At 72.1% G+C, this 23,904-nt stretch carries 20 protein-coding genes and 2 pseudogenes; 7 read left to right on the top strand and 15 right to left on the bottom strand.

The features are described from left to right. Nucleotides 1–3 precede the first annotated feature (3 nt). The 3 genes from ACFXMG_RS01815 (at nt 4) to ACFXMG_RS01805 (ending at nt 4,437) form a co-directional block, all read left to right on the top strand. Nucleotides 4–798 (top strand): 3-hydroxybutyrate dehydrogenase, encoded by a 795-nt coding sequence (locus ACFXMG_RS01815; protein WP_383813768.1) that lies wholly within the window; start codon nt 4–6, stop codon nt 796–798. Between the two features lie 157 nt (nt 799–955). Continuing rightward, the gene (locus tag ACFXMG_RS01810; protein ID WP_383813767.1) at nt 956–2,323 is read left to right on the top strand and encodes an MFS transporter; all 1,368 of its coding nucleotides are present in this window, start codon (nt 956–958) and stop codon (nt 2,321–2,323) included. A gap of 164 nt (nt 2,324–2,487) precedes the next feature. Then, on the top strand, nt 2,488–4,437 hold the full coding sequence (locus ACFXMG_RS01805; protein WP_383813765.1) for a helix-turn-helix domain-containing protein: 1,950 nt from the start codon (nt 2,488–2,490) through the stop codon (nt 4,435–4,437). Nucleotides 4,438–4,465: 28 nt separating this feature from the next. Here the strand turns inward: ACFXMG_RS01805 and ACFXMG_RS01800 are convergent, their stop codons facing one another. Beyond that, nucleotides 4,466–5,077 carry a hypothetical protein gene (locus tag ACFXMG_RS01800; RefSeq protein ID WP_383813764.1) on the bottom strand — a complete coding sequence of 204 codons (612 nt, stop codon included), beginning with the start codon at nt 5,075–5,077 and terminating at the stop codon, nt 4,466–4,468. Between the two features lie 286 nt (nt 5,078–5,363). Here ACFXMG_RS01800 and ACFXMG_RS01795 point away from each other — a divergent pair, with 286 nt between their 5' ends. Both ACFXMG_RS01795 and ACFXMG_RS01790 read left to right on the top strand, forming a co-directional pair. Beyond that, nucleotides 5,364–5,567: a cold-shock protein gene (locus ACFXMG_RS01795; RefSeq protein WP_383813762.1), complete on the top strand. Its 204-nt coding sequence runs from the start codon at nt 5,364–5,366 to the stop codon at nt 5,565–5,567. A 228-nt stretch (nt 5,568–5,795) separates the two neighbouring features. Continuing rightward, a complete protein-coding gene (locus ACFXMG_RS01790; protein ID WP_383813760.1) occupies nt 5,796–7,532 on the top strand; it encodes a fibronectin type III domain-containing protein in 1,737 nt (578 codons plus the stop codon). Between the two features lie 85 nt (nt 7,533–7,617). Here ACFXMG_RS01790 and ACFXMG_RS01785 read toward each other — a convergent pair whose 3' ends face one another. Next, entirely contained in the window at nt 7,618–9,603 is a 1,986-nt protein-coding gene (locus tag ACFXMG_RS01785) for a galactose oxidase-like domain-containing protein (protein ID WP_383813758.1), read from the bottom strand. 325 nt (nt 9,604–9,928) lie between these two features. Between ACFXMG_RS01785 and ACFXMG_RS01780 the strand changes: the two genes are divergently transcribed. Continuing rightward, nucleotides 9,929–12,196 (top strand): Dyp-type peroxidase, encoded by a 2,268-nt coding sequence (locus ACFXMG_RS01780; RefSeq protein ID WP_383813756.1) that lies wholly within the window; start codon nt 9,929–9,931, stop codon nt 12,194–12,196. A gap of 25 nt (nt 12,197–12,221) precedes the next feature. Here the strand turns inward: ACFXMG_RS01780 and ACFXMG_RS01775 are convergent, their stop codons facing one another. From ACFXMG_RS01775 to ACFXMG_RS01720, 12 genes and pseudogenes are all read right to left on the bottom strand, one after another. Continuing rightward, nucleotides 12,222–12,761, bottom strand: a complete 540-nt coding sequence (locus tag ACFXMG_RS01775) for a hypothetical protein (protein WP_383813754.1) — start codon at nt 12,759–12,761, stop codon at nt 12,222–12,224. A 43-nt stretch (nt 12,762–12,804) separates the two neighbouring features. Further along, the gene (locus tag ACFXMG_RS01770) at nt 12,805–13,323 is read right to left on the bottom strand and encodes a ricin-type beta-trefoil lectin domain protein (protein WP_383813753.1); all 519 of its coding nucleotides are present in this window, start codon (nt 13,321–13,323) and stop codon (nt 12,805–12,807) included. Between the two features lie 138 nt (nt 13,324–13,461). Continuing rightward, complete coding sequence (locus tag ACFXMG_RS01765) at nt 13,462–13,641, bottom strand: hypothetical protein (protein WP_383813973.1); 180 nt, start codon at nt 13,639–13,641, stop codon at nt 13,462–13,464. Between the two features lie 91 nt (nt 13,642–13,732). After that, a pseudogene (locus ACFXMG_RS01760) lies at nt 13,733–13,993 on the bottom strand (serine/threonine protein kinase); the annotation flags it as partial. A gap of 25 nt (nt 13,994–14,018) precedes the next feature. Continuing rightward, the gene (locus tag ACFXMG_RS01755) at nt 14,019–14,273 is read right to left on the bottom strand and encodes a hypothetical protein (protein ID WP_383813751.1); all 255 of its coding nucleotides are present in this window, start codon (nt 14,271–14,273) and stop codon (nt 14,019–14,021) included. A gap of 320 nt (nt 14,274–14,593) precedes the next feature. Then, nucleotides 14,594–15,217 carry a hypothetical protein gene (locus ACFXMG_RS01750; RefSeq protein ID WP_383813749.1) on the bottom strand — a complete coding sequence of 208 codons (624 nt, stop codon included), beginning with the start codon at nt 15,215–15,217 and terminating at the stop codon, nt 14,594–14,596. Between the two features lie 199 nt (nt 15,218–15,416). Continuing rightward, nucleotides 15,417–15,995, bottom strand: a pseudogene (locus ACFXMG_RS01745) (serine/threonine-protein kinase); the annotation flags it as partial. Beyond that, entirely contained in the window at nt 15,992–16,156 is a 165-nt protein-coding gene (locus ACFXMG_RS01740; protein ID WP_383813747.1) for a hypothetical protein, read from the bottom strand. The gene ACFXMG_RS01740 and the pseudogene ACFXMG_RS01745, both read right to left, overlap by 4 nt. A 263-nt stretch (nt 16,157–16,419) precedes the next feature. Then, nucleotides 16,420–17,214 (bottom strand): DUF429 domain-containing protein, encoded by a 795-nt coding sequence (locus ACFXMG_RS01735; RefSeq protein ID WP_383813965.1) that lies wholly within the window; start codon nt 17,212–17,214, stop codon nt 16,420–16,422. A gap of 42 nt (nt 17,215–17,256) precedes the next feature. After that, nucleotides 17,257–17,964 carry a hypothetical protein gene (locus ACFXMG_RS01730; RefSeq protein WP_383813745.1) on the bottom strand — a complete coding sequence of 236 codons (708 nt, stop codon included), beginning with the start codon at nt 17,962–17,964 and terminating at the stop codon, nt 17,257–17,259. Between the two features lie 103 nt (nt 17,965–18,067). Beyond that, nucleotides 18,068–18,871 carry a phosphatidate cytidylyltransferase gene (locus ACFXMG_RS01725; protein ID WP_383813743.1) on the bottom strand — a complete coding sequence of 268 codons (804 nt, stop codon included), beginning with the start codon at nt 18,869–18,871 and terminating at the stop codon, nt 18,068–18,070. Continuing rightward, a complete protein-coding gene (locus ACFXMG_RS01720) occupies nt 18,868–20,631 on the bottom strand; it encodes an aminotransferase class I/II-fold pyridoxal phosphate-dependent enzyme (protein WP_383813741.1) in 1,764 nt (587 codons plus the stop codon). Before ACFXMG_RS01720 ends, ACFXMG_RS01725 begins: the two co-directional genes overlap by 4 nt. Nucleotides 20,632–20,947: 316 nt before the next feature. Between ACFXMG_RS01720 and ACFXMG_RS01715 the strand changes: the two genes are divergently transcribed. Then, complete coding sequence (locus tag ACFXMG_RS01715; protein ID WP_383813739.1) at nt 20,948–21,517, top strand: EF-hand domain-containing protein; 570 nt, start codon at nt 20,948–20,950, stop codon at nt 21,515–21,517. Nucleotides 21,518–21,611: 94 nt separating this feature from the next. Here ACFXMG_RS01715 and ACFXMG_RS01710 read toward each other — a convergent pair whose 3' ends face one another. Then, complete coding sequence (locus tag ACFXMG_RS01710; RefSeq protein WP_383813738.1) at nt 21,612–23,537, bottom strand: ABC transporter ATP-binding protein; 1,926 nt, start codon at nt 23,535–23,537, stop codon at nt 21,612–21,614. Nucleotides 23,538–23,904: the final 367 nt, after the last annotated feature.

Below are 23,904 nucleotides of genomic sequence, written 5' to 3'. Positions count from 1 at the left end.
GCCATGACGAACACATTTCCTACCCCGAGCCCACTGCCGTCACCCGGCGCCGGCATCGACCTCAGCGGGCGTACGGCGCTGGTGACGGGCGGCGGCAGCGGCATCGGCCGGGCCTGTGTGCTCGCTCTGGCACAGGCGGGCGCCCTCGTCCACGTCGTGGACCGGGACGCCGGGGCGGCCAAGGCGGTCGCCGAGATCGCCGGCGGCCGGGCGCAGGTGGCCGACCTCGCCGACCCGGGAGCCGTCGACCTCCTCCCCGCGGAGGTGGACATCCTCGTCAACAACGCCGGCCTCCAGCACGTCGCGCCGCTGACGGAGTTCCCCCCGGAGCGCTTCGAGCTGATCCAGAAGGTGATGGTCACCGCCCCCTTCCTGCTGATGCGCCGGGTCATGCCGCACATGTACGCGGAGGGCTGGGGCCGCATCGTCAACGTCTCCAGCGTCCACGGCCTGAGGGCCAGCGCCTACAAGGCCGCGTACGTCACGGCCAAGCACGCGCTGGAGGGGCTCAGCAAGGTCGCCGCGATCGAAGGCGCCTCGCAGGGCGTGACCAGCAACTGCGTGAACCCCGGATACGTCCGGACCCCCCTCGTCGAGGGCCAGGTCCGCGACCAGGCCGCCGCCCACGGCATCAGCGAGGGCGACGTCCTGACGAACGTCATGCTGGCCCGCTCGCCCGTCAAGCGGCTCATCGAGGCGGAGGAGGTCGCCGCGGCCGTCCTGTGGCTGTGCGGCCCCCACTCCGGCTACCTCACCGGCGCGTCCATCCCGCTCGACGGCGGCTGGACGGCGGGCTGACCCCCAGCGGCCCGCCGCACCGAACCCGCACCACCCCCCCGTACCACTCAAAGTCCCGCCCCCTGTTCCGTCCCTATCCCGTACCGCCCCGTCCCGCCCCATCCCGTCCCCATCTCGTCCCCCGTTCCGTCCGTTCGTTCGTGAAACCGGTGAATCCATGTCTGACACCACCACCAAGCCGAGAGGCGGCATCGGCCGCATCGTCGGAGCGAGCCTGATCGGCACCACCATCGAGTGGTACGACTTCTTCCTGTACGGCTCGGCCGCCGCGCTCGTCTTCAACACGCTGTTCTTCCCCACCGCCGACCCGCTGGTGGGCACGCTGATCGCCTTCATCACGTACGCCATCGGGTTCGCCGCCCGCCCGCTCGGCGGCATCGTCTTCGGGCACTACGGGGACAAGATCGGCCGCAAGAAGCTCCTGGTGCTCAGCCTCCTGATGATGGGCGGCGCCACCTTCGCGATGGGCCTGCTGCCCACCTACGAGTCGATCGGCGTCTGGGCGCCGATCCTGCTGACGATCCTGCGCCTGGTCCAGGGCTTCGCGCTCGGCGGTGAGTGGGGCGGCGCCGTCCTCATCGTCTCCGAGCACGGCGGCGACAAGCACCGCGGCTTCTGGGCCTCCTGGCCGCAGGCCGGCGCCCCGGGCGGCAACCTGCTCGCCACCGGTGTCCTCGCCCTGCTGGCCGCCGTCCAGTCCGACGCCGACTTCCAGTCCTGGGGCTGGCGCATCCCGTTCCTGCTCTCGGGCCTGCTCGTCATGATCGGCCTGTGGATCCGCGTCTCCGTCTCCGAGTCCCCGGTGTTCCTGGAGGCCCAGGCGAAGGCCGAGGCGGCCGCCGCCGCGGGCGTGAAGGAGGAGGCCCCGGTCGTCGAGGTGTTCAAGCGCAGCTGGCGCGAGGTGCTCTCGGCGATCGGCACGCGGTTCGGCGAGAACATCTCGTACTACATCCTCACCTCCTTCCTCCTCGTGTACGTCACCGTGCACCTGGAGCTGCCGAAGAGCACCGCGCTGAACGCCGTCCTCATCGGCTCGGCCGTCCACTTCGTCACCATCCCGCTCTGGGGCGCGCTCTCCGACCGGATCGGCCGGCGGCCCGTCACCCTGATCGGTTCCGTGGGCATGGCGGTCTGGGCCTTCGTCTTCTTCGGCCTCGTCGACTCGAAGTCGTTCGTCGTGATCGTCCTGGCCGTCACCGCCGGACTGCTGCTGCACGGCGCGATGTACGGCCCGCAGGCGGCGTTCATCTCCGAGATGTTCGACACGAAGGTCCGCTACTCCGGCGCCTCGATGGGCTCCCAGCTCGCCTCGATCATCGCCGGCGCCCTCGCCCCGATCATCGCGGTGGAACTCCTGAAGGAGTACGACTCCTCCACGCCCATCTCCGTGTACCTCTGCATCGCGGCCGTGGTCACCACCATCACCGTGGCCGTCACCCGCGAGACCCGGGGCCGGGACCTGACCCGCGGCCGGGACGAGGAGCCCGCGGCGGAGCCCATGGTCACGGCGGGCGACCGCGCCTAGGACCTCAGGGCCCAGGACCTAAGGGCCCAGGGACCGAATGACACCGCCACGTGCGTGAGGTGCCCGGTCCGCCGTCATCATGGGGGCGTGATGACGGCGGACCGGGCTCACGTCCGCACCACCCCATCCCACCCCACCCGCTTGTACGGCCGCGAGGAGGCCCCATGACCGACGGCCGTCGAGACGACGCCCGCCCGCCGTCGTCCGCCGAGTCGGCCGCGCGCGGCATGCTGGACCTGCTCGCCGCCGACGCTCCGGCGCAGGAGTTCGCCGCGCGGCTCGCGCGCTCCCGGGCCACCGGGACGGACCCGGCGGACCCGGCGGACCTCGCGTGGATCGAGGAGACCACCGAGGTCGCCCTGTCGGTGCGGCGGGTGCTCGACCAGTACCGGCGCCGGGAGACGGAGCTGGTCGCGCTGTTCGACACCGCCGGCGACCTGGCCGGCCTGCGGGACCTCGACGCCGTCCTTCGGGCCATCGTCCGCAGGGCCCGTACGCTCCTCGGCTCGGACATCGCCTACCTCACCCTCAACGATCCGGTCGCGCACGACACGTTCATGCGCGTCACCGACGGCTCCGTCTCGGCGGCCTTCCAGCAGCTCCGGCTGGGCATGGGGGAGGGCCTGGGCGGCCTGGTCGCGCAGACCGCCCGCCCGTACGCGAGCACGGACTACCGCACCGACCGCCGCTACCGGCACACCGGCACCATCGACGAGGGCGTCGCGGAGGAAGGGCTCCGTGGGATCCTCGGCGTCCCCCTGCGGCTCGGCGAGGAGATCATCGGAGTCCTGTTCGCGGCCGACCGCGCCCCGCGTGAGTTCACCCCCGACGCCATCGCCCTGCTGGCCTCCCTCGCCGACCACGCAGCCGTCGCCATCGACAGCGCCCGCCGGCTGGAGGAGACCCGCACCGCCTTCACCCGGCTCGAAGCCGCCAACGCCACCGCGCGCGCCCACAGCGAGGCCCTCCACCAGGCGTCCGACGCCCACGACCGCCTCTCCAAACTGGTCCTGCGCGGCGCCGGGATCGACGAGGTCGCCGCCGAGATCGCGGCGCTGCTCGGCGGGGGAGTGGCCATCCACGACACCGACGGCAGCGAACTCGCCCGGGTCGGCACCGGCACCGCACCCGTGCCCCCCTCCCTCGCGCGGATCGACGCCTCACACAGCGAGGGCCGCGCCGTCCACGCCCACGGCGTCTGGACCTGCGCCGTCCTCGCCGGCGCCGAACCGCTGGGCAGCATCGTCCTGACCGGACACGCGGAACTCTCCGAAGCCGACCGGCGTCTGTTCGAACGCTCGGCCCTGGTCACGGCGATGCTGCTGCTGATCCGCCGCTCGGTCGCCGAGACCGAGGACCGGGTACGCGGCGAACTCCTCGACGACCTGCTCGCGGACCCCGCCTCCTCGGCGCACTGGGACGGCGGCAGCCTCACCCTCCGCGCCCGCCGCCTCGGCGTGGACCTGGCCCGGCCGCACGCCGTCGCCGTCCTCGACTGCGAGCCCGCCCTGCGCTCCCGGCTCGCCGCGGAAGCCGGCCGCGCCGTGCGCGGACTCGGCGGCCTGGCGGGCACCCGGCAGGGCCGCAGCGTCCTGCTCACCCCCACCGACCAGCCCGGCCTGCTCGCCCGCGAACTCTCCGCCGCCCTCACCCGGGCCATCGGCGCCCCCGTCACCGTGGGCGCCGCCGGCCCAGGAACCGGCCCCGAACAGCACGCCGCGCTGCACGGCGAGGCCCTGCGCTGCCTCACCGCGCTCCACGCCCTCGGCCGCACCGGCGAAGGGGCCGGCATCGCCGACCTGGGCTTCATCGGCGTCCTGCTCGGCGAACGGGCCGACATCGGCGCGTACGTCGACCGCGTCCTCGGACCCGTCATCGCGTACGACACCGAGCGCGGCACCGAACTGGTCCGTACCCTGCACGCCTACTACGACCAGGGGGCGAGCCTCGCCCGCGCGAAGGACGCCCTCCACGTGCACGTGAACACGGTCGTGCAACGCCTCGACCGCGTCGCCCAACTCCTCGGCCCCGACTGGAACACCCCCGACAGCGCTCTGGAGATCCACCTGGCACTCCGCCTCCACGAACTCGCGCGCGGCACGTCAGGTCACTGAGTCCGCCGTCCCGTCAGAGGCCCCGCAGTCAGTTCGTGGTGGCCTGGTAGAGGCCACGGCCGGCGCGGTCGGCGCGCGAGGTGGCCACCAGGCGGTCGAGTGTGCTGCGGACGGCGTTGACGGAGCCCACGGAGATGTCACGGCCGAGCGCCTCCGCCACGTCCCGCGCGCGCATCGGGCTCCCGGGCGACTGCGCGAGGACGGCGACCACCTGCTCGGCGACGCTACCGACGCCACCGGGCTCCTTCACCGCCGAAGTGGCGGGGGAAGGGGAGGGGGAAGGGGACTTGGCCGTGGGCTTGGGGGCGGACTTGCGTCCTCGCGTGGCACGCGGTGCGGCGGCCTTTCGGGGTGCGGGGACCGGAGGGGCATCCTGGGCCGTCACCTCCTCGGGCGCCTCGGCCGGGATCTCACCCTCAGTGGCGACCGGTTCGGGTGCCGGCTGTACGGCGAGCGGGGCGGGCGTGTCGGCCAGGGCCAGCAGGGCGGTCAGTGCCGTACGCACCGAGAGCACGCGCTGGGACACCGCGGCCAACTCCTGCTCCAGGTCCTGCTGGTGCTGTTCCAGTCGGGGAAGTTCTTCCTGGAGGGCGGCGGTTGTCGCGTCGATGCTGGGGGCGGAAGGGCGGGATGCGACCACGGAAGGCTCCTGGGCGAGTGGGGGGACCGGACAGAAAGGAACCGGCCATCGGATGTGCAGGGTACGTGTTCCTGAGCCGTTCAAGTGAGGCTTGAGCGATATCCGCTCTGCCCGCGGAGGGCGCCGGCTCGTCGTGAACCGGCAGCTCATGGACCGGGAATCCGAAAAAGATCTGAAGAATGTGTGTAGGCGTGAGAGTGCTGGGGGAAGAGTGGATCGGGTATCCGAAGGGGATGCCCAGGGGGCCCGATCCCGGGCCGCCACTGAATTGACCAGAAGGACGAGCATGGCCAGCGGCACCGTGAAGTGGTTCAACTCCGAAAAGGGCTTCGGCTTCATCGCCCAGGACGGAGGCGGCCCGGACGTCTTCGCCCACTACTCCAACATCTCCGGCAACGGATACCGCGAACTGACCGAGGGCGAGACGGTGACGTTCGACATCACCCAGGGCCAGAAGGGCCCGCAGGCGGAGAACATCGTCCGCGGCTGACCCCGCTGACCGCTCCCCCTTCAGGCGGCGTCCGCACCTCGTGCGGGCGCCGCCGACTCATGTCGGCGACGCATGTCCGCCGCATGTCACCGACTCATGTCGCCGGCGCGCGGCGCCACGGTAACGCGCGCCACATTGTGGCCCCGGGAAGTGGTGGCACGACATGTGGGCCGGGGGCGCCCGCGTTCTCCAGGATGTCCGCATCCCCCACCCCTCCTGGAGATGCGCATGAAGATCAGACAGCTCGTCGTGGCCGCTCTGGCGGCCTTCGGCATCGCCGCCACCACGGTCGGCGGCGCGACCGCCGCCGTCCCCGCGCCGACCACGGGTCCGTTGCAGCAGTACAACATCAGCTCGACCTACGTGAGCGGGTTGTCGTCCGGTGGGTTCATGGCCAACCAGTTGCACGTCGCGTACTCCGACGTCTTCAAGGGCGCGGGCATCTTCTCGGCGGGCCCCTACGACTGCGCGCAGAACAACCTCAACACGGCGCTGTACGCGTGCATGGACACCTTCATGGCCCGCAAGACGCCCGCTCAGCTCGCGCAGTTGACCCGGGACCGGGCGGCGGCCGGCAAGCTCGACCCGGTCGCCAACCTGTCGGCCGACAAGGTCTGGCTGTTCCACGGCACCAACGACAGCACCGTCAAGCAGCCGGTGAACGACGACCTCGCCACGTACTATCGCGACCTGGGCGCGGACGTGGTCTACGACAACACGTCCACGTCGGGCCACGCGTGGGTCAGCCCGATCGGCCCGAACGCGTGCACCTCCACCAGCTCGCCGTACATCAACAACTGCGGCGGCGACCCGGTGAAGGACATGCTGACCCACCTGGTGGGCGGCGTGAACCCGGCGAGCTCCTCGGCCCTGACGGGCAAGCTGGTCCAGTTCGACCAGAGCGCGTACACCCCCGGCGGGAGCCCCAGCGCGATCAGCATGGGCAACGAGGGCTTCGCCTACGTCCCGCAGTCCTGCCAGAACGGCGCCGCCTGCAAGCTGATGGTCACCCTCCACGGCTGCTACCAGTACTTCGGCCTCGTCGGCAACGCACTGATGGACAAGGCGTACCTCAACGAGTACGCCGACACGAACGACATGATCGTCCTCTACCCGCAGACCACCACGATGTCCGGCAACCCGCGCGGCTGCTGGGACTGGTGGGGCTACAAGTCGGCCGACTACGCGCAGAAGAGCGGCCCGCAGATGACGGCCGTGATGAACATGGCCAAAGCCCTCGGCGCCGGCACCACAAGCACCCCGCCCCTCCCCGCCCCCACGGGCCTGACCACCACCGCGACCACCGACACCACCGCCTCGCTGTCCTGGAACACGGTCGCGGGCGCGGCCTCGTACCACGTCTTCCGCAACGGCACGAAGGTGAACACGGCCCCGGTGACGACCGCCACGTACACGGACACCGGCCTGGCCGCAGGCACGACCTACAGCTACACGGTCGCCGCCGTCGACGCCTCCGGCACCGCAGGCACCAGGTCCAGCGCGGTCGACGCCACCACCACAGGCACCCCGGTCACCCTCCCCGCCCCGACGGCTCTGACCGTCACGGGGACGACGGACACCACCGCCTCGCTGTCCTGGAACACGGTCGCGGGCGCGGCCTCGTACCACGTCTACCGCAACGGCACGAAGGTGAACGCGGCCCCGGTCACGGCCGCCACGTACACGGACACCGGCCTGACGGCCGGAACGACCTACAGCTACACCGTGGCCGCCGTCGACGCCTCCGGCGCCGTCGGTGCCAGGACCGCGCCCGTCACCGCCACGACCGGGGCGGCCCCGGTGTGCGTGACCGCCAGCAACTACGCTCACACCCAGGCCGGCCGGGCCCACCATTCCGGCGGGTACACCTACGCCAACGGCTCGGAGCAGAACCTCGGCCTGTGGAACGTGGGGGTCACCACCACCATCAAGGAGACCTCCCCGGGCTACTGGGTGAAGTGCTGACCCACCCCCAGCCCCAGCCCACCACCCGAAGCACCCCCGATGCCCTGCCCATGGTCTCCCACGGGCAGGGCATCGAAGGCTGCTGTCAGGCGTCGGGCTTCGCCTTGGCGGGGGTGGTGGCCGGGGTCTTCGCGGCGGGTGTGGGGGGTTTGAGCTGGACCCAGCCGGCCTTGCTGGGGGCGCCCTCCTCGTTGAGGAGGAAGAGCATGTAGTGGCCGGGCGGGGCCGCGGCGGCGCTCGGCGGGGCCTGGAGCTCCAGGAAGTTGCCGCCGCGGCTCTTGATGCGCAGTTCGAGGTGGCGCTGGCTGGTGTTGACCGAGTGGGTCGCGGTGGTCGGGGCCAGCAGCACGGCGCGGGTGACCTCGGTCGGTGTGCTGGTGCTGACCGTGATCTTCTCGTTGTAGCCGACGCTGGGGTTGAAGACCAGACCGAGCGCGGGGCGGCTGCCCTGGTGGAGGTAGGCCGGCTCGTAGATCTCGATGCTGCCGTTGTTGTTGTCGGTGACGTCGGGGTCGTTGGCGAGCTGCTGGAGCTCGTCGCCCGTGATCATGACGCGCCCGTCGGGGAGGACCACGCCGTTGGAGTGGTAGCCGCGCGGCAGCCGCTGGACGGGGCCGAGCTTCCAGTCGCCGTTCGCGTCGCGCAGTTCGACCTGGCGGTACTTCAGGTCGGCGTTGGGGTTGTACGGCCCGTTGCCGTAGTCGCGGATGTCGAAGGCGCCGTTGACGGTGAGCAGGTCGCCGTTGGGCAGGATCAGGGTGTCGTCCTGCGTACGGCCGAAGGCGCGGGGCTTCTCGGTGTTCCACTTGCCGCCGGCCAGGCGGTAGGTGTTCGGGTCGTTGCGGTCGCCGCCGAGGACCAGGACCGAGTCGGGGCCCCTGAAGCCGGCCGGGAGGGGCACGGCGGAGCCGTAGTTGCGCCTCCACTCGCCGCCGTCCGGACCGGGCATGTTCTTGTTGACGTCCGGGCGGTTCGGCAGGTCGGTCTTCGTGTCGGTGGCGGTGTCGAAGAGCCACTGCTGGTCGACGGAGCGGCCGAGGCCGTAGATCTTCCCGTCGCGCAGCGAGAACAGGTGAGGGTAGTCCCACTTGAAGGGGGCTTCGGTCTTGAGCTTGTCCACCCCCCAGCCGATCGGCTTGACCGTTTTCTCGAAGGGCACCGGGTGGGCCGCGCCGGGGAAGCGTTCGACGACCGGCGTGGGCGTGCCCCAGCCGAGCTCCGACTGACCGGACATGATCAGCTGGCGTCCGTCGGCGCCGGTGACCACGCTCGGATACCACCGGCCGACGGACATGTCCTTGTTCAGGTACCACTCCTCCGCCCAGGGGTCGAAGACCAGGGACAGCTTGGCGCCTGAGCCTCCGTTGCCACCGAGGTTGCCGCCGAACACGCCGAGCATGCCGTTGGGCAGGAAGGAGTGGCCGGCGCAGAAGAACGGGGCCGGGCGGGGCTCGTTCTTGCCGTCGGGCATGTTGATGACCGGCGGCTTCTTCTCGGTGAACGCGCCGGCGCCGGTCCCCTTCGCGGGGTCCCAGATCCAGGCGCGCCCCGCGTTCTCCTTGCCGATGGTGTCGGTGGGAGCGGGCTCCTTCTGCGGGTTGTTCTCGATCCGTTCGAAGGAGAACAGCAGGACCTTGCCAGTGGGCAGCAGCGCGACATGGGCCGCGAAGTCGGGGGACTGGAAGTACTCCCGGAACCGGCCGAACTCGGCGGCGTCGAAGGCGGCGTTGGCCTTCTCCTGGGAGGCGGTCAGCGCGTTGAGCCGGGCCGTACGGGTCGTCTGCGGGTACTCGCCGACGTCGGCCATCGCCCTGCGGGTACGGGCGTGCTCCTCGGCGTGCTCCTTGCCGAGCGTCGCGGCCTCGTCCGGGTCGACGGTGACCGGCGCGGTCGCCGCCCGGGAGGCGGGGGCATACGGGAAGGCGTCGCCGTGGTCTCCGTCACCGGTGTGGGCCAGTGCGGGGCTTGCCGACGCCAGGGCCATGGACGCGGCCATCGCGGTGGCGGCGCAGACCGAGATCGCCGTGACGAGGCTCCTGCGGCGAGGCAGGGGCGGACTACTGCGGGACATGGGACTCCTTGCTGCGGAGGGGAAGGCGCAGCGGTTCCGACAGGGGGACGCGTCGGAGGGGACGGGCTGCACCGGGGCTGCCACAGAATCACACACAGTGACGATGTCAGTGTTGCGGTGTGCCGCCCGGCTGTCACCTCGGGGAACGCAGGCGGGTGATCAAGTCGCCGGAAGTCATGGGTCCGACCAGTGCAGTTGTGGGCGGCGAACGAGTGACGGAGGGACTTTCCGGCCAGGCGAAAGCGAAAACACATACGAATGATGCATATGTTGTCGATCACTCTATGCAACCACGGTGTAGAGGTGTCGATCTTCTGGAGAGAACATGGTGGACGATCTCAAGCTGCGTGAGAGCGAAGACATCCAGGGCGACGTGATCGCCGGCTTCAAGAAGGACCAGATGACCCTGCTGTTCCTCAAGTTCGAGGACGCGGCCAGGGCGCGCACCTGGGTCAAGGCGCTGGAACCGCAGATCTCCACGACGAGACAGGTGGCGAGCTTCAACGCCGCCTTCAGCAAGGCCAGGAAGGCATCGGAGGGCGACGACCCGAGGGCGCTGAAGGCCACCTGGATCAACATCGGCTTCACCTGGGCGGGCCTCAGGGAGCTGGCCGGGAAGGACCCCCTGCCCACGGTCGCGCCCGGCAGCGGCCTGGAGGCGTTCAAGCAGGGCTCGGACAAGCGGGCGCTCGGGGACACCGGCGACAGCTCGCCGGAGCGGTGGCTCTTCGGCAACGGCAAGGGCCAGATCGTCCACGCCGTCCTCACCGTCGCCGCCGACACGGTCCAGGACCTCCAGGCGACGGTCAGGCAGCAGCGCGAGGCGTGCGCCGCGGCCAAGATCGTGATCGTGTTCCAGCAGGACGCCGCCACGCTGCCCGGCAGTCGGCGGGGCAAGGAGCACTTCGGCTTCAAGGACGGCGTCAGCGAGCCCGGCGTGATCGGCTTCGACGAACCGGACCCCGTCAAGCCCCAGTACGTCAAGGGCCATCACGGCACCCGCCTGATCCCGCCCGGCGAGTTCGTCGTCGGCCACCCGCGGGTCGGCGGCGTCCCGCACGAGACGCCGGACTGGGCCGACAACGGCACCTTCCAGGTCGTACGCCGCCTCGGCCAGGACGTCCCCGGCTTCTGGTCCCAGGTCGCCGGGCAGCTGAAGGTGCTCAAGGAGGCCAAGGTGGTGCCGCCCGAAGCCACCTCGGAGTGGCTCGCCGCCCGCCTCGTCGGCCGGTGGCGCTCCGGCACCCCCGTAGCCACCTGCCCCCACGCCGACCGGCCCTCCAACGCGCTGTCCGGTGACGACAACGACTTCGGCTTCCGCAACGACCCCGAGGGCTTCATCACCCCGCTCTTCTCCCACCTGCGCAAGACCAACCCCCGCGACGGCCTCCAGGAGAAGCCCGGCGATCCGCCGTTCGACGAGAACCCGGTGATGGACCGCCGCCGGATCATCCGCCGCGGCGCCCCGTACGGCGCGCCCTTCGACCCCGCGTCGGACGGGCCCGGCGGGCCCGACGAGAAGCGCGGCCTGGTCTTCGTCTGCTACCAGTCGGACCTCGTGCAGCAGTTCGAGTTCATCCAGAAGGCGTGGATCGACAGCCCGGACTTCCCGCCCAACCGGCCCAACAAGCCCGGCCCCGACGGCATGGTCGGCGCCGCCGGCCAGCTCAGCTACGAGACTCCCGGCAAGACCACCCGCCTGAGCCTGAGCCAGTTCGTCTTCACCGAGGGGTCCGTCTACACCTTCGTCCCCTCACTGACCCTGCTCCGGCTGCTCGGCGACGGCCGGCTCACCGACAAGCCGCCCGCCGCCGTCCGGACGACCGACGCCTTCCTGCCCATCCCCGACCTGCGCGGGATCAACGGCAAGAGCTGGTACTGGGCGTACGGGACGGGCGCCGACGGTGAAGCCGTCTGCCGGACCCTCTCCATCGCCGACGGGGACGAGCACGTCGACACCCGTGAACGCCCCGACCGGCCGCTGAGCACCTGGCCGTGCTACGCCGGGGTCAAGAAGGTCGACGCGATCCTGCCCGTCCCCGACGAGCAGCGGGTCGGCGGCCGCAGCCGGTACTGGCTCTTCCACACCGTCGAGGGCCGGCAGGTCTACCGGAAGATCTCCATCGCCGACGGCGCAGAGTCGGGGCTCCCGCCCGAGCAGGTCGGCACCATCGACCTCCCGGACCGCTCGCTCTCCGCGTGGGCCTCGTTCAACGGCGTCGAGAGGGTCGACGCCTTGCTGCCCGTCCCCGACCTCCAGCGGGTCGACGGCAAGAGCTGGTACTGGGTGTTCCACACCCTGATGGACCGACAGGTCTACCGCCTCATCTCGGTCGCCGACGGCAGGATGCACCGGGACACCCTCGAACGCGGCGACCGCGGCCTCGACCTGTGGCGATCGCTGGCCGGGGTCACGCGCGTCGACGAGTTCCTCGCCGTACCGGACATGCAGCGGATCAACGGCATGAGCCTGTTCTGGGCGTTCCACCAGGACAAGTACCGGATCATCGTGATCCGCGACGGCCAGGGCCACGAGGACCAGATCACGGTCGAGGACCGCCCGCTGACGATGTGGAAGTCCTTGACGGGCTGAGGGGGCGGCAGGTCACAGCCTCAGGTCACAGCGGGAGGATCTGGACGGAGCTCTGCTCGTCCTGCCCGTGCGTCCTGCCCTGCCACCGGCCGCGGTCGTGGACGGTGAGGGAGATCAGGTGGTCGCCGTCCCGGACGGCGAGGTACTGGTAGGGGCGCCCCTTGCCGAGGTCGTCGCTGACGAAGGTCTCCCACTTCTGGAAGGCGCTGTCCTTGTCACAGGTGGCCAGGGTGATGTCGCCGCTGCCGTTGGGCGCCGTGAGGCACTTGCCCTTGGTGGAGGCGCGGGCGTTGGTGATCTGGCGGGTCGCCGGGTCGAAGGACCAGGTGGCGGGCGCCTCGAAGATGCCGCACGACTGCCCGGCGAGCAGATGCGGGGCATCGTCTCCGGCGTACGCGCACATTTCGTGGTACTCGCTGCGGATCTGAAAGGTCCCGGCGGGAAAGGAGAGCGCCTGGTCGACCGCCCTCGGGGCCGCGGCGGGAGCCGCCGTGGCCGCGGGGGCGGTCAGCAGGGCGGCGGCACAGAGGACGGCGGCACCCAGGACGGGGGTGGGGCGGGGCATGTACGGCTCCGGTGTGTGCGTGGGGGGTACGGGGGCGGGGTGGTCACTTGCTGATGGGCCGGAAGACCAGGCCGCCGGTGCGGCCGGGCACGCCGGGTGCCACCAGCCAGGGGTCGCCGTCGCTCATCGCGGCCAGGTAGTGGCCGCTCTTGTCGGCGACCTCCAGCGCGGTGCGGTCGTCGCTGACGGCGAGCGTGATCCAGCGCTGACGCGGGTCATGACGGTCGCATGGCTGCATGGTCAGCCTCCGGTGCGCCTCGTCCTGGATGGTCCTGGGCGCGGCCAGGCACTTGCCGCGCGCACTCTGACGGCCGTTGGTGATCTGCCGGCTGCCGGTGTCGTAGAACCAGCGCGAGGGCGCGTCCACCTCGGAGCAGGACTTCTCCCTGATGTAGTGCGGGGCGTCGTCCCCGGCGTAGGCGCAGTCACTGGTGTCCCAGCCCGGGTTCTCCATCTGGAACGGTCCGGACGGCAGGTCGGCGGCCGCGGCCTGAGGCGCGGCGGCCATTCCGGCGACGGCGGCCAGCGCGCAGGCGGCGGCGAGCGGGGCAAGGCGGATCACGGACGCTCCTGACAGTCGGCGAGGGAAAGGTGTACGCATGGTCACCACGCGCAATCGCAGGGTCACCCGGCGCCACCCCGCGTGCAACCCGTACGCTCCTCCCGGCGCGCCCCGCGCCCACCGCACGCGCGGAGCTCCTCAGGGACGCACCGCGGCGCCGCCGCCCGGTCCTGGTGACGGAGCGTCGGGGAGGGCGCGGGCGGCGCTGACGGTGTCGTAGCGGCCCAGGTCGTGGAGGGATCCGCCCTCGACGCGGTGGAGGAAGACGCCGTTCTCGGGGACGAACCCATGGCGGACCGGATGGAAGACGATCTTCATGGCGAGGCCCTGGTGGGTGGTCCTCGGCAGGCGCCCCGAGCCCTTCGAGGACGAGCCCCACCGCGTCGTGGGCCTCCACGGCCCAACGGCCGGGGCCTGCGCCGTAGCGGTCGCGGTGCCGCGCGACGAAGGAGCGGGCGGCCGGTATCCGAGCGGGGTCGGTGAACCACGTGGCGAACAGCCAGCCCTCGCCCGCCTCGCCCGCCCGGGTGACGAACACCGGTCCGTCCAGAACCGGTTCCAGCGCGAGGCGCGGCCCGGTGAACCCCGCCCGGTGCAGAGCGGAGGCGCAGTCCGCCGCGCGAGCGGGGAAGGTCCCGCCGAAGACGCCCGCGCCCGCCCCGGACGCCACGACGGTCCGCGCGACGGCGGCGAAGTCACCTGCCGCCGGGCGGCACGCTCTGCAACGACGTCACGACCTTCCAGCCGATCCTTCCGCCGGCCTGGTCGTGGACGACGGCGGCGTGCTTCACCCCTGCCGCATGGTGCAGGTGGTGGAGCACGCCGACCACCAGTTCGTCCGTGCCGGGACGCAGCCTCAGAGCCCCGGGGTGCTCCGCGTCGACCGGCGGGTCGACCGCGGCGCTGACGAGGAGCAGCGGCATCCCCGCCGCACGGTACGGCTCGTGCACGGCCGTCAGGGCGGGGCCGTCGCCCGGGCCGAGGACGGCGAGGACCCCGGGGTCGCCGATCAGCCGCCGCGCCGCTTCCGGGCCGGGGCCGCGGCCGCCGCGTCGTCCTCGACCCTCAGGGCGAGGTCGAAGGCCCGGCCGGAGCGGGTGTTGTGGCCGTCGACGGCGAGTTCGGCACCCCGCCGCAGCGCCCGACCGAGCGCGACCGCGCCGGCGGAGCCTGTGGCGGAGACCTGGAGTCCGATGGTGTGGCGCGGTAGTTCGGCGTCCGGGGCGGTGCCAGTACGGCCCTGGCCCCGCTCCCGGTCCCGGAGGACGTTTCAGCCTGCCGTCGCGGCGGCCGCGAGGGCCCCGGCGACGCCCAGGCGCCGTCCGGGGACCCCCGGCCGGGGCGGGGGCGGTGGCCGCTGGCCAGTGGCTCCCGAATTCCGGAGCCTCGGTACGGGGAGCCGGGTCCTGGATCTCCAGGGCGCGGGCTGCCCGTTCGGCGAGCAGCGCCCGTACGCCGGCTCCGTGAGGCGACCGCTGATCTCGTCCGGGGTGGGACGGTGCACCGGTCGGTTCGCGAGGCACGCCCGTACGAGGGGGAGCAGGTCGTCCGGTACGCCGTCGAGGTCGGGGTCCTCGTGGACGGTGTGGAAGAGCACACCGGCGGACGTACCGCTCCCGAGGGGCCGTCTGCCGGTCGTCACGTACGCGAGGACGCAGCCGAGGGCGACGACGTCGGCGGCGGGCCCCGCTTCCTCTCCCCGTGCCTGCTCGGGTGCGAGGAACCCGGGGGCGCCGAGGACGGCAGGATGTTGCCCGGTTGACTTCGCGGTGCACGAGCCCGCCTGCGTGGACCTCCGCCAGGGCGTCGGCCAACCGAGACCCGAGGAAGCGGACCCGGTCGAGCTGCAGGGGACCGTGACCGGCGACGGCCTCGGCGAGCGAGGGCCCGGCACGTACGGCGTGGCGAGCCAGGGAGCCAGGCACGTCCGGATCGGCAGCGGTCACCGGGACGAACCACGGCCCCGTACGCTCGCGGCGGTCGCGACCTCGAGACGGAGCCGGCTACGGAACCGGGGGTCCACGGCGTGCTCGGCCCGGATCACCTTCAGCGCGACGAGCGCGCCACCGGACGAACGCGCCAGATACACCACCCCCATGCCCTGCCGACGCGCCCTCGTTCTGTTCGGGGGCGAGGAAGCCGGGGTACCGACGACCACGCCTTCGGTCGTGAGCGCCGGGTCTTCGGCACCGCGCGCGATGCCGAAGTCGATCAGCCGCGGACCGTCTGCTCCCAGGACGACGTCGGCGGGCGTGACGTCACGGTGGACGAGCCCCGCCGCGTGGACTGCGGACAGCGCTCGCGAGCGAGCCGTCCCCAGGATCCGGACGGCCTGGCTTGGAGAGGGGCCCGTGACCGGCCACCGCCTCCGCGAGCGACAGACCGGGGACGAACACGGTGGCGAGCCACGGCGGATCGGCCTCCGCGTCGCTCCCGACCGTCCCCGCCACCCAAGGGCTGCGCACGCTCCCGGCCGTCGCCGCCTCGCGCCGGAACCGCTCCCGGAAGGACTGGTCGGAGGCGTACTCGCCCGGCATCGCCTTGACCGCGACGAGCGAGCCGTCGGCCGCGCGCCCGAGGTACACCACGCCCATGCCGCCCGCGCCGAGCCGCCGCAGCAACCGGTGGCCGCCGAGCGCGGAAGGGTCGGAGGGCCGCAGCGGCTCGGTCATCGGGTGCCGCCTTCCTCGTGCTCCTGACGCAGTTCGGACCGGACGTTCATGTCGGCGGCCGCGCCGATGACGAGGTCCGACACTTCGTTCGACGTGAGTCCGCGCGTTCCGTGCACGGCCACCGCCGTGGTGACCGTCCCCATCCGCTGCTGCCGCCACATGTAGGGGAGTCCGTCTCCCGGTGCCCGACGAGGCGCCGCCCCGCGTCGAGCTGCTGCTCCGGACAGCGCAGTACCTCTTCCAGGGAGCGCGCCATCTCGCGGTCGGCCCCGCCGACGTCCCGGTGCACGGTGACGACCGCGGTGGCGGTCACCGTGGCCTTGCCTCCGGCGGCCGGGAGCTCGTAACGGCGCCGCAGCGTCGCCAACACGCCGCCAGGCGGGGCGCCGGACCCCCTGAGAGGTCGGTGTGCGCGAGGGCAGGGTCAGGGGGTCACTCCGTCGCGCACGGCGGTGAGTGAGAGGCCCTGTCGGGGGAGGTGTATCCAGCCTTCGAGCGTGGCCATGGCGCGCTCCTCGTCCGTGGCCGGGAGGTGGGTCATTCCGCAGGCGGCGGTGCGGGCGACGACCGCGGAGATCAGGGCGTCCAGGTCGTGGTCGCTCCGGGTGCAGCGGTCGCGTACGTGTTCGCTGAGGTTGAGGCGCAAGCCGTCGGTGAGGCCGGCGAGGATCTCGGCCCTCGCGGCGGGCGCACCGGGCTTTGAGCCCTTGTAGCTGACCTTGCTCGCCAGTCCCCACTGGATGAGCGCGAACGCCGGGTAGACCTCGACGACCGAGCCGGACCCGTCCCGGGGGATGGGCGGGCCAGCGTCGGCGAGTCGCTCCAGGAGGTCCACCGCCCGCATGGCGACGATGCCCAGCTTGTCGGCGGCGACCGACAGGGGGCGCTGCTTCCCTGCCCCGGTGCGCTTCCACGCCACGTCGTCGGTCAGGCGGTGGGTGAATGTGTTCAGCCCGTCAGGGCCACCCGGGTGCGGCGTGTACCGGGCCCGCTCAGGCAGCTTCGTACCCGCCTGGTACGCGGCGAGCAAGGACATGAACGCCAGTGGCCAGCCGACGGGCGAGTCCAGGCCGGTCTTGTCGGCGGTCCTCATCGCCGCCAGCAGGTCTTCGTCGCTCCTGGCATCGAGCAACTCGACGACCGGCCGCTCCACCCACGTGACGCGGCAGACCCCGGTCGTTCCGGTGTACCCGGCCAAGTCGATCCCCACGGTCACCATGGGTTTCACTTCGTCTCCCCGTCCCCTTCTCTGTGAGCGCCGTCAAAGAGATCGGCGCACGCCGGGAGACCGTGCCTCGGTGGGGCCGTCCGCCCCGTCCGTACCGTCCGTGCCGTCCACCGCGTAGATCCGCCCTTGCAGCTGCTCATCGGCCCAGTCCAGATCGACACCCAGGTCGAACCAGTGCCGATCCTTGCGGACCCCGGGCGGCGCGAGGTTCACCGCCGCCCATGAGAACACTCCCAGGAGCACGGAGCGTCCGTGTTGTGCGGTGCGGACGGACAGGGCGAACGGCGCGGCGAGGGCTGCGCGGGTCACCAGCATGACCTGTTCGTCCTCGGAATGCGGGCGGCCGCCTGTGAGGAACCGGGGGGTTTCGAGGATCTTGATCCAGTCGACCACCGCGTCCGCCACCTGGGCGCGCAGGGACTCTTCGATGCCTTTTCGGATGGCGGCCGCCGGATCGTCGCCGAGCCAGCCCAGCCAGTGATCGGGGTCGGTGAGCTTGCTGAAGTCGTCCTGGGGAAACCCGTGGCGGGGGTTCTCCTGGTACTCGCCCGTCAGTTTCCCGTTGCTGTCCACCACCCACGCGCCACGGATCGCCTCGGGCGGGACGTAGCCGTTCGGGTCGTCGATGTGCGTCCGGTCGATCTCGGCGACGCTGCCACCCGGATTCTCGGCAGCCGCGGCCAGCAGTCCCGGCTCGTTCGGTATGCCCTTGCGCCGGCTTCGCCAGCCGAAACGTCCCATGTCCGTAACCCCCCACTGTGGCCTGCCCAGTTGCCTGCGATTGTGCCGCAACTGACTAGACCCCCAGGACCGGGGTCTGTGACGCTCATGCTCTCCCGATTTCTCACCCCAGCAGCAACAGCACCGTCAGGGCGACGAGGAGGGAGTCGATCCGGTCGAGGAGGCCGCCGGAGCCGGCCAGCCAACGGCCGGCGTCCTTGGCGCCCGCGCCGCGCTTGACCATCGACTCCAGCAGGTCCCCGAGCGGGCCGCCGACCGCCACGGCCACCGCCATCTGCCAGGTCAGGGACGACAGCACGGCCAGCGTGAGGAGACCGGCCGCGGCCCCGGCGAGCGTGCCGCTCCACCGTTTGGCGGGCGACAGCGGGGAGAGCCGGGGGCCGCCGAGACGGCGACCCGCCGCGTACGCGACGATGTCGGCGATCGAGACGGCCACGAACAGGACGAGGCCGAGGACACCCGACGGTACGAGCACCGCCAAGGCGCCCAGCCACACAAGCCCCAGCAGGCCCGCCCCCAGGCGGCGGAGCCCGTGCTCCGCGTCGCCCGAGAGCAGCGGCACCCCGGCGATCGCGAGCGCCCCGGCCGCCGCCACCCGGAGCACCTCCCCGGGGGCCAGCCAGGCGGTCACGATGACCCCGATGACCGCCGCGCCCAGCACCGCCCGGTCCACCAACCCCAGCCGCAACAGGCCGCCGTACTCCGCCACCGCGACCACACCGACCACGGCCGCTAGCACCGCGATCCCGGGCGGACCGAGCCAGAACGCGGCCGTCACCAAGGGCACTCCGAGCGCCCACACGCACCAGCGGACCATCAGCTCGCGGCGCCGGGTCGCCGCCACCGCGACGCCCCCGACCGCCAGCGCCCCGCCGAGGTACGGAACGAGACCGGCGACCGTCGTCACCGGGAGTACCGCCCCGGCGCGCCCGCCACCACAGCGCCCGGCGTACGCAGCGCTTCCAGGGCGCTCCGGCACGCCGCCACGATCCGCGCGTTCTCCGCCGTGTCGCGGACGGCGATCCGGACGGTCCGCCCCTCGTACGCCGGGGACATCGGCGACAGGTCACGCAGGAAGACGTCGTGCCGCCGGCACTCGCGCACCAGCCGCGCCGCGCTCGGTCCGTCCGGCGGCAGGGTCACCGTGAGGAAGTTCGCCACCCCCTCGTCGACGGAGGCGAATCCATCCAACTCCCTCAGTCCGTACGCGAGTTCCTGACGCAGTACGTGCGTGCGGGCCCAGCGCTCCGCGTAGTACGCGGGGTCGCGCAGCGCCGTCACGGCCGCCAGCTGGGCCGGCAGGCTCACGGGCCACGGCGGCGTCCAGCGGCGCAGCTCCCCGGCCGTCTCCGGGCACGCCACGAGGTAGGCGGCCCGCATGCCCGACAGGGCGTACATCTTCGACAGCGAGGTGCAGACCACGACCCGGGGGTTGGCCGAGGCCAGCCCGGCGAGCGAGTCCGCCGGATCGACGTAGCCGAGGTACGCCTCGTCGATCCACCACCGGGTCCGCGCGGGCGAAGCCTCGATCACCGCGCGCAGCGCGTCGGCCGGGGCATGGCGGCCGGTGGGGTTGTTCGGGTTCACCACCACGACGAGGTCGTACCGTCCGTCGCGGGTCGCGGCGGCGAGCCGGGCCGGGTCGAGCAGCCAGCCGTCCTCGCGGCGCAGCTGGAGCCGGTCGACCTGGCAGCCGATGACCCGCTCGGTGACGTGGGCGTACTCCCCGTAGCCGGGGTCGAGCAGGAGTACGCGGCTGCCGGGCGTCAGCCACCGGCCGAACGCGCGGAAGATCAGGTCGGACGAGCCCGCCCCGACGACCAGCGACTCCACCGGAAGCCCGCGGACCCTCGCGATCTCCGCGAGCAGTCCCTCCGCGCCCGTCGGCGGCGAGGTCCGGGCCGCCCACCCCGGGTCCTCCGCGAGGACCGTGCGGACCTCCGGCGACGGCGGGAACCAGGCGTCCAGCACATCCGCCGCGACCACCTCGTGACGGCGGGTCAGCGTCCGGAAGTCGGTGCCGATCGCCGAGAAGAACGCCCCGCCGTGCTCACAGCCGTCCGCGCGCGGCGCGAAGGGCACGTCGAGCTGCCAGTCGAGGCCGGTACGCAGCCGCTCCAGGGTCCGGCCGTGGCGCTCCGCGACCGTCCTCGTCAGCTCGGCCACGGAGCCGCTGAGGACCTCGAACGAGACCGCGCCCGAGCGGATCGTGCGCCCCACCGGCCGCAGCCCGGCGGCGAGGTACATGTCGAGCAGCTCCGTGCGTCCCATCGCCACCACCCGGCGGCCGCCGCGCGCCGCGACCCAGCGCAGCGCCGCGTACATGAGGAGCGGCGCCGCCGCGGTGGACCGCCAGCGCTCCTCGACGGTCAGCACGCGGATCTCGAACGGCGCCTCCTCGGTCAGGACCGGCAGCTCCTCGCGCGTCAGGTACTTGTCGAGCGAGTAGCGGCCGACCCATGGCGGCGTGAGGCTGACGAAGCCGATCCGCGTCTCGCCCCGCGCGGCCACGAGATAGACGTTGTCACCGTCGAGCCCATCGCTCAGCCTCCCGGACGGATCCACCGGATGCTGGCCGAGCTCCTCCGCGTACACCCGGTGGCGCAGTTCGTGGATCCAGTCGAGATCCCGAGGTGTGGCGGCGCGCAACTGGAGGGCGTGGTCCATGGATGTGTTCCTCTGTGAAGATCCGGTGTTCGCGCCCCAGCATGGAGGAGCCCGGCGGGCGACACCTGAGTACGCGTACTCAGCCGGGCAACGGGGTGGGGGAGTTGGAGGCGCGCTCCGGCGCCGCCGGTGACGGGGGAGTACACGGGCGGCCGTGGCGGCGTTCCCGCCCGCAGGCGTAGCGACGCCGTCCACCCCCTTCGCCGCGGCCCGATCTTGCCCCACCGTGCGTTTCCTTCTGGTTGGATCGTCGTTGCCCTGCTCGGCGGGGCGCTCCAGTGTCCTGCCGTAGCGCGCGCATATCCGAGGAGCGGTGATGGCTGAGCAAGGCTTTCTGACGGCGAAGATCGAGCAGGGTTTCGACAAGCTCGATGTGAACGGGAACGGTGTGCTGACCGAGGAGGACCACGTGGAGATGGGCCGTCGGGTGGCGTCCTCCCTCGGCCACGCCGAGGGCTCCCCCGAGGAAGAGCGGATCATCGGGGCCTACCTGGCCATCTGGCGGGAGGTGCACCTGCCGTTCCTCCCGGCCGGTACCGAGGAACTCTCGCGGGAGCGGTTCGTCGCCTCGACCCGTACACTCGCCGACAATCCCGAGGCCGCCAGGGCTGCCCTCGGTGGGATCGCGGAGACCTACCTGCGGATCGCCGACATCGACCAGGACGGCCGGATCAGCCCCGCCGAGTTCCTGGCCTTCCAGCGGGGGCACTTTCCGGAGCTGACCGAGGAGAGCGCGGCCGAGGCGTTCGGCCACCTCGACACCGACGGCGACGGGACGCTGTCGCCCGCCGAGTTCACGGACGCGATCATCGGGTTCTGGACCAGCACGGATCCCGCCGCGCCCGGCAACTGGTGGATGGGACGCCCCACCTTCCTCCCGGCCTGACCCAACCGGACCTGAAGCGCGCCGTGCTCCAGGTCCGTCCGATCCTTCCCCGGTGAACCTCGGCTGTACGGCCCCGGCTCGCGGCGCGCGATTCCTACGCCGTCGTCAGGAACTGCGTCGCCGCCAGCTCCCCGTACAGGTCGTCGCCCTCCACCAGTTCCGCGTGTGTGCCCACCGCGCGGACCCGGCCCGCCTCCATGACGACGATCCGGTCCGCGAGCGTCACCGTCGACAGCCGGTGGGCCACGACGAGGACCGTCGTCTCCCGGGCCACCTCCGCGACCACGTCGCGCAGGGCCAGCTCGTTCACGGCGTCCAGCTGGGAGGTTGCCTCGTCGAGCAGCAGCAGCCGTGGCCTGCGGAGCAGCGCCCGGGCGATGGCGACCCGCTGCCGCTCTCCGCCGGACAGCTTGGAGCCGCGGTGGCCGACCACCGTCTCCAGTCCCTCCGGCAGCCGATCCACGAGCGCGTCGAGGCGGGCGCGTACGAGAACACGGCGGATCTCCTCCTCGCCGGCGTCCGGCGCCGCGAAGGTGAGGTTCTCGCGCAGGGTGCCGGACAGGACGGGCGCGTCCTGCTCCACGTAACCGATCGACGCCCGCAGCTCGGCCAGCGGCCACTCCCGTACGTCCCTGCCGTCCACCAGGACCCGGCCGCCGGTCGTCTCGTAGAAGCGCTCGATCAGCCCGAACAACGTCGTCTTTCCGGCCCCCGACGGCCCCACGAAGGCCGTCATGCCCCGCCCGGGCACCTCGAAGGACACGCCTCGGTGCACGGCCGGGAGGTCGTCGCGGTAGTGGAAGGTGACGTCCTCGAAGACCACGGACGCCGGCCCGCGCCCGCCGCTCCGCGCCGAGACCGCCGTCCCGGCGCCGGTCTTCCCGGTGTCCAGCGACTCGAACTCCCGCGCTTCGACCTTCGGCTCCGCGACCTTCGGCTCCGCGACCTTCGGCTCCGCGACCTTCGGCTCCGCGACCTTCGGCCCCGCGACTTCCAGCTCCTCGATCTCCAGTGCCTCGGCCTCCAGGATCCGCGACACCGCCGCCGAGCCCACCTGGAACTGCGTCGCCGCCTCCACCAGCTTCGAGATCGGCTCGATCAAGTAGAAGAGGAAGAGCAGGAAGGCGATCAGGGAGGAGATCGACGTCGCCCCGGATGCGACCCGCGCGCCGCCGATGCCGAGGACCGCCAGGAACGACACCTGCACGGCGAGCCCGATCGAGGAGCCCGCGAGCGACTGCCACTTGGCCGACTTCACGCCGTGCCGCCAGGCATCCCGCGCCGCCGCGTCCACGACGGCCGTCTCCCGCGCCTCCGCGCCCGACGCCTTGATCGTCCGGAAGGCGCCGAAGGCGCGCTCCAGGACGGTGGAGATCCGGCCGACCGCCTCCTGCGAGCGCCGGGTCGCCGCCGCGATCCGCGGCATGAGCACGGCGACCGCCCCGCCGATCAGCACGATGACGCCGACCGTGACACCGAGCAGCACGGGGTCCATGAATCCCATGAGGACGAGCGTCGCCACGAACGAGAGCCCGCCGGTCGCCGCCGACACGACGGACTGGGTGGTGACCGCCCGCAGCAGGGTGGTGTCGGAGGTGATCCGCGACATCAGGTCGCCGGGTTGGGTCCGCTCGACCTCCGGCAGCCGCAGCCGCAGCAGCCTCCCGATCAGCGAACGCCGCGCCGCGAGCACCACCGACTCGGCGGTCCGCTCCAGCACGTACGACCCGACCGCCTCCACGGCCGTGCCGAAGACGACCAGCGCCGTCAGGATCAGCAGGATCGAGGTGATCGGCTCGTCGTGGCCGAGCCGGTCCACCAGCGCCTTCGCCGCGAGCGGCTGCGCGAGCCCGCTCGCCGCACCGATCAGCGCGAGCACCGCGCCGAACGCGACGGCGGCCCGGTGCGGCCGGAAGTGGGTGTAGAGGGCCCGCCAGACCTCACGGGTCGGTACGGCGGGGGCGGAGGGAGCGGCAGGGGCAGCGGGGGCGGGTGTGGTCGTTTCGACAGCACTGGTCACACCGATCAGGACGCGAGAACGCGCTGTTCACCTGACTGGGGACGGGTATCACTTCGCGGGTCCGCCGAGTGCGTCGGGTCCGCCGGGTCCGCCGGGTGCGCCGGGTCGAGGCGGGCGACACGGCGCGTCGACCATTGGGGGGATGCTGCTGGACACACGAATGTGCGGACCGAAAGCTTGGCTACGACATGGCCCCTTCGGCGCACCTCGTGACAGTGGTCGCGCTGAACGCATCTTCGCGATCCTGAAGAGGCTCCCTTGACGGATTCCCGCTACCCGCCTGCTGAGGCGTGGTTCACGATTGCTCCCGCGTCGGCCCTCTACGCCTCGCCGCGGTTACGGCTGGATCCCTCTCCGGGGACTCCAG

Source organism: Streptomyces sp. NPDC059201 (genome assembly GCF_042754585.1).
In the GTDB taxonomy this organism is placed as follows: domain Bacteria; phylum Actinomycetota; class Actinomycetes; order Streptomycetales; family Streptomycetaceae; genus Streptomyces.
Note: the sequence above shows the minus strand (reverse complement) of the source record. Positions and strands in the feature narration are given on the sequence as shown.

What these genes read in the sequence shown, in the direction of transcription:
- ACFXMG_RS01815 (WP_383813768.1), top strand. Translation starts at nt 4, where the DNA reads ATGACGAACACATTTCCTACCCCGAGCCCACTGCCGTCACCCGGCGCC.
- ACFXMG_RS01810 (WP_383813767.1), top strand. Translation starts at nt 956, where the DNA reads ATGTCTGACACCACCACCAAGCCGAGAGGCGGCATCGGCCGCATCGTC.
- ACFXMG_RS01805 (WP_383813765.1), top strand. Translation starts at nt 2,488, where the DNA reads ATGACCGACGGCCGTCGAGACGACGCCCGCCCGCCGTCGTCCGCCGAG.
- ACFXMG_RS01795 (WP_383813762.1), top strand. Translation starts at nt 5,364, where the DNA reads ATGGCCAGCGGCACCGTGAAGTGGTTCAACTCCGAAAAGGGCTTCGGC.
- ACFXMG_RS01790 (WP_383813760.1), top strand. Translation starts at nt 5,796, where the DNA reads ATGAAGATCAGACAGCTCGTCGTGGCCGCTCTGGCGGCCTTCGGCATC.
- ACFXMG_RS01785 (WP_383813758.1), bottom strand. Translation starts at nt 9,603, where the DNA reads ATGTCCCGCAGTAGTCCGCCCCTGCCTCGCCGCAGGAGCCTCGTCACG.
- ACFXMG_RS01780 (WP_383813756.1), top strand. Translation starts at nt 9,929, where the DNA reads ATGGTGGACGATCTCAAGCTGCGTGAGAGCGAAGACATCCAGGGCGAC.
- ACFXMG_RS01775 (WP_383813754.1), bottom strand. Translation starts at nt 12,761, where the DNA reads ATGCCCCGCCCCACCCCCGTCCTGGGTGCCGCCGTCCTCTGTGCCGCC.
- ACFXMG_RS01765 (WP_383813973.1), bottom strand. Translation starts at nt 13,641, where the DNA reads ATGAAGATCGTCTTCCATCCGGTCCGCCATGGGTTCGTCCCCGAGAAC.
- ACFXMG_RS01740 (WP_383813747.1), bottom strand. Translation starts at nt 16,156, where the DNA reads ATGTGGCGGCAGCAGCGGATGGGGACGGTCACCACGGCGGTGGCCGTG.
- ACFXMG_RS01735 (WP_383813965.1), bottom strand. Translation starts at nt 17,214, where the DNA reads ATGGTGACCGTGGGGATCGACTTGGCCGGGTACACCGGAACGACCGGG.
- ACFXMG_RS01730 (WP_383813745.1), bottom strand. Translation starts at nt 17,964, where the DNA reads ATGGGACGTTTCGGCTGGCGAAGCCGGCGCAAGGGCATACCGAACGAG.
- ACFXMG_RS01720 (WP_383813741.1), bottom strand. Translation starts at nt 20,631, where the DNA reads ATGGACCACGCCCTCCAGTTGCGCGCCGCCACACCTCGGGATCTCGAC.
- ACFXMG_RS01715 (WP_383813739.1), top strand. Translation starts at nt 20,948, where the DNA reads ATGGCTGAGCAAGGCTTTCTGACGGCGAAGATCGAGCAGGGTTTCGAC.